5 protein-coding genes, 4 tRNA genes and 1 pseudogene are annotated in these 6,960 nt (G+C 39.5%); 1 reads left to right on the forward strand and 9 read right to left on the reverse strand.

Translation table 11 applies throughout. The annotated features are described in order from the left end of the window. Positions 1–95: 95 nt before the first annotated feature. From AB1471_RS15160 to queG, 5 genes and pseudogenes are all read right to left on the reverse strand, one after another. Positions 96–1,973 (reverse strand): PrkA family serine protein kinase, encoded by a 1,878-nt coding sequence (locus tag AB1471_RS15160; RefSeq protein WP_437342374.1) that lies wholly within the window; start codon positions 1,971–1,973, stop codon positions 96–98. Between the two features lie 369 nt (positions 1,974–2,342). Continuing rightward, positions 2,343–3,092, reverse strand: coding sequence for an oxygen-insensitive NADPH nitroreductase (gene nfsA / locus AB1471_RS15165; protein ID WP_367780610.1), 750 nt, complete (start codon positions 3,090–3,092; stop codon positions 2,343–2,345). A 114-nt stretch (positions 3,093–3,206) separates the two neighbouring features. Continuing rightward, positions 3,207–3,680: a tRNA (uridine(34)/cytosine(34)/5-carboxymethylaminomethyluridine(34)-2'-O)-methyltransferase TrmL gene (gene trmL / locus AB1471_RS15170; RefSeq protein ID WP_367780611.1), complete on the reverse strand. Its 474-nt coding sequence runs from the start codon at positions 3,678–3,680 to the stop codon at positions 3,207–3,209. Positions 3,681–3,726: 46 nt separating this feature from the next. Next, positions 3,727–4,197: pseudogene (locus AB1471_RS15175) on the reverse strand (amidase domain-containing protein); the annotation flags it as partial. 45 nt (positions 4,198–4,242) lie between these two features. Further along, positions 4,243–5,376 carry a tRNA epoxyqueuosine(34) reductase QueG gene (gene queG, locus AB1471_RS15180; RefSeq protein ID WP_367780612.1) on the reverse strand — a complete coding sequence of 378 codons (1,134 nt, stop codon included), beginning with the start codon at positions 5,374–5,376 and terminating at the stop codon, positions 4,243–4,245. A 102-nt stretch (positions 5,377–5,478) separates the two neighbouring features. Between queG and AB1471_RS15185 the strand changes: the two genes are divergently transcribed. Next, positions 5,479–6,156, forward strand: coding sequence for a B3/B4 domain-containing protein (locus AB1471_RS15185; RefSeq protein WP_367780613.1), 678 nt, complete (start codon positions 5,479–5,481; stop codon positions 6,154–6,156). A gap of 121 nt (positions 6,157–6,277) precedes the next feature. On the opposite strand, the gene AB1471_RS15190 is transcribed toward AB1471_RS15185, so the two are convergent. The 4 genes from AB1471_RS15190 to AB1471_RS15205 form a co-directional block, all read right to left on the reverse strand. Beyond that, a tRNA-Gly gene (locus AB1471_RS15190) sits at positions 6,278–6,351 on the reverse strand. Between the two features lie 287 nt (positions 6,352–6,638). Next, positions 6,639–6,720: transfer RNA gene (locus tag AB1471_RS15195), tRNA-Leu, on the reverse strand. Between the two features lie 50 nt (positions 6,721–6,770). Then, positions 6,771–6,844: transfer RNA gene (locus AB1471_RS15200), tRNA-Cys, on the reverse strand. 7 nt (positions 6,845–6,851) lie between these two features. Then, positions 6,852–6,926 (reverse strand) — tRNA-Gly (locus AB1471_RS15205). Positions 6,927–6,960: the final 34 nt, after the last annotated feature.

Raw genomic sequence — 6,960 nt, forward strand, 5'->3', positions numbered from 1 at the left:
ACGTGAGCTAAAATATCGAGGGACAAATCAAAAAATGAGCTAGGCGCACCCTAGCTCATTTTTTAATTCATACTAATGTGAAGATAGGGTTCTAGCTATCGATTCAGAAGACTACCCACGTACTTGAGCAATTCATTCGCACTCGTCGTATTGTAACCATGTTCATCGATTAAACGAGAAATCACATCGTTCATTTTTTTCAACTGTTGTTCATCAGGTGTATTAGATGAGGTAGTGATTTTGACAACATCTTTCAGATCAGCAAATAGTTTTTTCTGTATCGCTTCTTTCAATCGATCGTGTGATTGATAATCAAAACGCTTACCTTTTCTTGCATAAGTTGAAATACGAATCAGAATTTCTTCTCGGAACGCTTTCTTCGCATTTTCAGATATACCTATTTGTTCCTCAATTGAACGCATCAGCTTTTCATCTGGCGTCATTTCTTCACCTGTTAGAGGATCATGCAACTTCGATTTATGACAGTAAGCTTCCACGTTATCTAAATAATTGTCCATAAGCGTTTTTGCTGATTCTTCATATGAATAAACAAACGCTTTTTGCACCTCTTTTTTCGCCATATCATCGAATTCGCGCCTTGCAATCGAAATAAACCCTAAATAATCTTCTTTCAATTCTTTTGTAATAGATGCATGCTGATCTAATCCATCTTTGAGCGATCGCAGGACATCAAGAGCATTGATCGAGGATACCTCTTTCCGAATAATTGTCGATGAGATACGGTTGATCACAAATCGTGGATCAATTCCGTTCATCCCTTCATCTTCGTATTCTGTTCTCATTTCCTGAATATCGGAATCGTTGAAGCCTTCCACTAATTCTCCATCATATAAACGCATTTTTTTAATGAGGTCGATATCTTTACGTTTTGGCTCTTTAAGGCGTGTTAATATTGTAAAAATCGCAGCAATTCGTAAGGTATGAGGAGCAATGTGCACACCTGACACATCACTTTCTGAAATCAGTTTTTCATATATTCTTTCTTCCTGTGTGACTTGTAGGTTATATGGCATTGGCATGACAATAATTCTAGAGTGTAGAGCCTCATTTTTCTTGTTCGAAATAAATGAACGATATTCGGTTTCATTTGTATGGGCCACAATCATTTCATCAGCAGAAATAAGAGCAAATCTTCCCGCTTTAAAATTTCCCTCTTGTGTCAGTGAAAGCAAATGCCACAAAAATTTCTCATCGCATTTAAGCATTTCTTGAAACTCCATCACACCTCGATTTGCTTTGTTCAGCTCCCCATCAAAACGGTATGCACGAGGGTCTGATTCTGAACCGTATTCAGCAATCGTTGAAAAATCAAGACTACCCGTTAAATCAGCAATGTCTTGTGATTTCGGATCTGACGGACTAAACGTTCCAATACCGACCCTTTTATCTTCTGAAAAAAAGATCCGCTCGACTGGTACATTTTCAATCCTTCCGTCAAACTCTTTCTCAAGCCTCATTAGATTTAGAGGGGATAAATTCCCTTCAATTCTAATTCCATATTCTTTTTGAAAATCATCTCGCAGCGCTATTGGGATGAGGTGAAGTGGATCCTCATGCATCGGGCAGCCTTTGATCGCATAAACAGCCCCCTGATCCGTTCTAGAATAAGCCTCCATCCCTCTTTTTATCATTGTGACAAGCGTTGATTTCCCACCACTAACAGGTCCCATCAAAAGCAAAATTCGTTTTTTCACATCTAACCTTCTAGCTGCTGGGTGAAAATATTCTTCTACTAATTTTTCCAACGCATCCTCTAACCCAAATAGCTGATTTTTAAAGAATAAGTAATCTTTCTTACCGTTTCGTTCTTCAACACCCGCGTCTTTTATCATGTTAAATACACGAGAGTGTGATGATTGTGCAATCCACGGTCTTTCCTTTACAAGTTCCACATACTCAGCGAAACTACCTTCCCACTTCAAATGCTCTTCTTCATGTCTATATTCTGCCATTCTCCTTAGAATATCCAATCGCGTCGCCTCCTTATTGACCCTCTCTGCAAATGTATGCGGAAAATGCTGTTCACATGAAGACAATCATAAAAAGGTGATGAATGTCACACGTACATACTGCCATTGGCCAATTCTCCATAAAAATGCCTACTAGATGATTCACTTCTAGTGAGAATTCGGGTATACTTTAATGTAGTATTCATATATGTCGTTTTAAGGAGGTCATTTCGGTGGGGACAGTATTAATTTTAGGTATTTCTGTAACATTCCTTGCAGCTATTTTTTCTGCTGGGTATAATGACAAGCCAGGTACAACGAAAGACTAATGTAAAGCATAAAAGCTGCCCATTTGGCAGCTTTTCTTGTATTTTACCGTCTATTTAATTTTTTCCCCTCTATATATTCCTTCATATACATTCTGCTTTTTCTTTGGAGCATTTTCGCCATTTGTTCTGTCCATTTATCTTTACGAATGCCATTTGTTCGCTCTTCATAATAGCTAGAGATCTCTCGGTCATATTCCTCGAGTTGCTTTTTCACCACATTCGATTCATGCTTGTAGCTGTTTTCATGGTAAATAGTCGTAAACGGCATTCTTGGCTTAATAGCTGACAATTGTTCAGGCACACCCACGGCTAATCCAAAGAGCGGTACGACATAATCTGGTGCATCAATCACTTTGTTTACTTCTTCAAGCTCATTTCGAATCCCACCAATATAGCAAATCCCAAGCCCCATCGACTCAGCAGCGATTACTGCATTTTGTGCAGCAAGGGAAGCATCAATCACTGTTACCATAAATTTTTCAGTGGATTCAATCGATGAAATGACATCAGCTTCTTCCATTTCACCAATTAAGGAATGACGGTAAAGGTCCGCGCAAAACAAAAAGAAATGTCCATTTTCAGCAACATAATCCTGTCCACCTGCAAGCTTTGCCAACTGCTCTTTCTTCTCTTTATCCGTTATTCCAATAATCGTGTATGCTTGAATAAAACTTGACGTTGAAGCCATTTGAGCTGCCTCAACAATCGTTTTTATTTGTTTTTCACTTAATGATTCTTTTTTAAATGTACGAATCGATCGATGGTTCATTAACGTTTCAATCGTTTTGTTCATAAAAACCCTCCCCTTATGGCATTATGTTCTTTAGTGTATCGAATATTCTATCTAATTGACAAGCTCAACATAAAAACACGACAATCATCACTGATCGTCGTGTCGGTTATTCCCTTATTTTAATCCTGGATAATCCTGCTGTCTAAGTGCTTCATACACCAAAATGGCAGCTGTGTTTGACAAATTAAGCGAGCGAACGTGGTCATTCATTGGTACTCGAATCGCTTTGTCTTTATTTTTCTCAATGACGTCCATTGGAAGGCCTGACGTTTCACGACCAAAAATAAAGTAATAATCTTTTTGTTGATCACGATAATCAAAAGTGGAATGTGGCTTTTCTCCATACTTCGTCAAAAAGAAGTATTCGCCTTGTTCATTTTCTTTGAAAAAATCGTCAATTGAGTCGTAATACTTTATGTCAACAAATGTCCAATAATCTAACCCTGCCCGTTTTAACATTTTATCGTCAGTTGAAAAACCGAGGGGACGGATTAAATGAAGCGTTGTTCCTGTTGCCGCACATGTACGTGCAATATTTCCTGTGTTTGCTGGTATTTCTGGTTGATATAAAACAATATGATTTCCCAATCTTTTCACCTCAAGCAACTTTTCTCTTATTAACTATATCATTTTTTCATGTGATCGTATAAAAGTAATACTTTATAGCGTCTGTATAGGCCGACGAATCTGTATACTGCCAATTTCTCATTCGACTATCGCTCGTATGGGCATTAACGAGCGGAACACCTGAACGAATCGCAGTTACAATCGTTGTATGATTCAGTCTTCCATCCCCTTCAAAATCATAGCAAATCACATCACCAAGCTTTAATTCACTCGCTTGAGACACTCTTTTTGCCCGATCTGTTCCTTCTAAATACCATCTTAACGCATGTGCGACAGACCAGCTATAGCTCCACGTTTCTTGACGCATCCACCAGCCTTTCGATCGATTCGGATAGCCTGTCATTGTCCATCCACCTGCATGAAGGCATTGAGAAATATAGTTTGTACAATCAACTTCAAACGAATGATATGCGGGATTTCGTCCATTCCACCACTTCTCTGCATACAAAATCGCATTGCCACGGTTGTACGCCATCCTAATCACCCCTTGTAGCCATCCTACGTGACTGACTGGGTTACATGATTACTTATTCAAAAGAGCTATACCTTTATCTATCTCTTGAATTACTTCTTCATTTTTCTCCTGCTCACGTTGATGAAGTAGCGCTTCCTCTACCCCTTCTCCACCAATTTTACCAATAGCCCAGGCAGCAGTCCCACGCATAACAGGCCTCACATCTTCATTCATGACCTCAATTAAAGTAGACAGCGCACTTTCTTCTTTAAAATGAGCCAGAGCAATAATCGCATTTCGCTGAATCGGTTTTTTCCCACGCCAAGACCCTGAAACATGCCCATATGTCTCTTTAAACTCACGGTTACTAATCGTTAAAAGTGGCTCTAACAATGGCTTAGCCACTTCACCATCGGGTTCCATTTCCAGATGAAAATGAAAATCCTTCCCCTTATTTTTCGGACAAATTGTTTGGCATGTATCACATCCGTAAATACGATTGCCTAACTTCGCACGATATTCATCAGGTAAAAAGTCTTTTGTCTGTGTTAAAAACGCAATACATTTCTGCGAATCTAACTGCCCACCTTGTACAAGTGCACCTGTTGGACAAACATCTACACACTTATTACACGACCCACATTGATCATGCATCGGCTCATCTGGTTCAAACGGAAGATTCGTAATCATTTCACCTAAGTATACGTACGAACCATACTCAGGTGTAATCACTGAACAATTTTTGCCGCTCCAACCGATACCAGCACGTTCCGCAACTGCTCGGTCCACAAGCTCTCCAGTATCAACCATTGATCTGAAACGAGCCTCTGGAACACGTTCTTGAATGAATGCTTCAAGCTTACTCAAACGATCACGTAAAACCGCATGATAATCCGTTCCCCAAGATGCACGCGCAAAAATCCCACGACGCGCCCCCCTCACACTGCGCGGAGCATCCTTCATTTTAGATGGATAGGCAAGAGCAATCGCAATAATCGAACGCGGTTTGGAAAATATTAGCGATGGATCCACTCGCTTATCAATATCCTTCTCTTCAAAGCCAGATTGAAAACCATGCTTTTCTTGACGAATAAGATGATTTTTCATTTCGGTAAATACGTCAGCTGTGGTAAAACCGATCTTATCAATTCCAAGCGATTTAGCATGATCGATAATGTCTTTTTTTAAAGCTGTATAATCCATCCCTAACACCCTCCTCTCTTCTAGTCATTATGCTTATCATATTACGTATAACATATCCCTATGGTAAACTATTCCCACACACCTTAAGGAGTTGTTTTCCATATGAATGTTTCAATTCATCCATCTTTACTAAAACATGAACAGCCATTTGCATTTGGCATTATCCACTACAAAGGAATCCAAGTTAGTGATTCCCCTCAAATGATCAAAGGAAGACTTCAACTTTTTCAAGAGTCCATCTACTTCGAACTTCAAGATAAAAACGTTACAGACTTTGAAGGAATCAAAGAATGGCGAACCATTTTCAAAAAGCTTGGCAAAGACCCTAATCGATATCGTCACAGCGCAGAAGCACTTTACCGACGAATCAAAAAACAAAATTACTTAAAAAGCGTTCATTCAGCCATTGATATCAACAATTTTTTTTCGCTTGAGTATCAATCACCAATTGGACTTTACGATGTAAGTAAAATAAACGGTGACATCTCCCTACGTCTTGGAGAATCCCAGGAAGCCTATGACGGGCTAAATGGACGTTTTATGTCAGTTGAAAGCATACTCGTATCTGTAGACGATTCAGGCCCATTCGGCAGCCCTTTTGTCGATTCTACACGAACCGCTGTAAATAAAAAAACAACTGATGCTATTCAAATCGTTTATCTGCGCCCAAGTTTATCTCCAAAAGATCAGATTAAACTTACAGACTCTCTTAAAAACATGTTTATTCAAGTACATGGAGGAACTGCGGAAGTTGACATTCTAACCAATCAACCTTCTTAAAAAACGAGTGTGGATACACTCGTTTTTTTATTGTAAACAATGTGTAAATACCATTTTTGTTAAAATAGAAAAAACGCAATGCTTCGTTGGCGAACAACGAAACACTGCGTTGGCTATGTATTGGAGCGGGTGATGAGAATCGAACTCACGACATCAGCTTGGAAGGCTGAGGTTTTACCACTAAACTACACCCGCATCAGCAACGAATATAATATTATCATTTTCTTAATAAAGCGTCAACAGTTTCCGACAAAAAATAAAATTAGATACATAATCTACTTTATTTCATCTGAGTGTATATAAGTTATAGTCTCCTTACTTCACGATTTAATTTCAATGAGCACCTGCCGTTAATATGCGTTACCTATCCGTAGTTCTATGATACCTAATTCGTGTCCCATCAATTCGTTTCTTTTTCCACAAAAAACAGCATCCAAATGCAAGAAAATCCGCTTGGATGCCGAGAATTAAGGCTTATTTGATACCGATGGCCGGGGTCGAACCGGCACTCCCGAAGGAACACGATTTTGAGTCGTGCGCGTCTGCCAATTCCGCCACATCGGCACGTCTAGAGTTATAAAAAATATATTCATATTTTTAATAAGAATTTTTTTTGGAGGCGGCAACCGGAATCGAACCGGTGATAAAGGTTTTGCAGACCTCTGCCTTACCGCTTGGCTATGCCGCCAAAAAAATGGAGCAGAAGACGAGATTCGAACTTGCGACCCCCACCTTGGCAAGGTGGTGTCCTACCACTGAACTACTCCCGCTTAAGCTGGGCTAGCTGGATTCGAACCAACGCAT

The organism is Jeotgalibacillus marinus (assembly GCF_040801915.1).
Lineage (GTDB): Bacteria > Bacillota > Bacilli > Bacillales > Jeotgalibacillaceae > Jeotgalibacillus > Jeotgalibacillus marinus.

Bases quoted from the DNA above. Each gene is read 5' to 3' on its own strand.
- AB1471_RS15160 (WP_437342374.1), bottom strand. From the start codon at position 1,973: ATGGCAGAATATAGACATGAAGAAGAGCATTTGAAGTGGGAAGGTAGT.
- nfsA (WP_367780610.1), bottom strand. From the start codon at position 3,092: ATGAACAAAACGATTGAAACGTTAATGAACCATCGATCGATTCGTACA.
- queG (WP_367780612.1), bottom strand. From the start codon at position 5,376: ATGGATTATACAGCTTTAAAAAAAGACATTATCGATCATGCTAAATCG.
- AB1471_RS15185 (WP_367780613.1), top strand. From the start codon at position 5,479: ATGAATGTTTCAATTCATCCATCTTTACTAAAACATGAACAGCCATTT.